We start from the raw sequence: 372 nt of genomic DNA, 5'->3' as shown, positions 1-372 counted from the left end.
AACTAATAAAACGCGGTGTTTCTCGGCTTATTGCTTAAAAATTTAATAAATATTATCTAGTTTTCAAAGAACAAATTCGACAATTAATATTGTCAATGGAGCCTAACGGGATCGAACCGATGACCTCCTGCGTGCAAGGCAGGCGCTCTCCCAGCTGAGCTAAGGCCCCATAATGGGTATTTTATTAATTGGTAAATGGGCCTAAATGGACTCGAACCATCGACCTCACGCTTATCAGGCGTGCGCTCTAAACCAGCTGAGCTATAGGCCCGTAAACGCTTTTGAGAGTAGATCTCTCAAAACTAAACAAATTTTCGACAAGTGTGTAGGTTTCCGTAATATTCCTTAGAAAGGAGGTGATCCAGCCGCAGG

2 tRNA genes are annotated in these 372 nt (G+C 42.7%); both read right to left on the bottom strand.

From position 1 onward, the window contains the following. Positions 1-96 precede the first annotated feature (96 nt). A tRNA-Ala gene (locus AC1RPR_RS08475) sits at positions 97-169 on the bottom strand. Between the two features lie 27 nt (positions 170-196). Beyond that, positions 197-271: transfer RNA gene (locus tag AC1RPR_RS08470), tRNA-Ile, on the bottom strand. Positions 272-372: the final 101 nt, after the last annotated feature.

The organism is Dellaglioa sp. CoH-57-MRSF-22 (assembly GCF_056781895.1).
The sequence above is the reverse complement of the archived record's forward strand: the minus strand, read 5'-3'. Positions and strand labels throughout refer to the sequence as shown.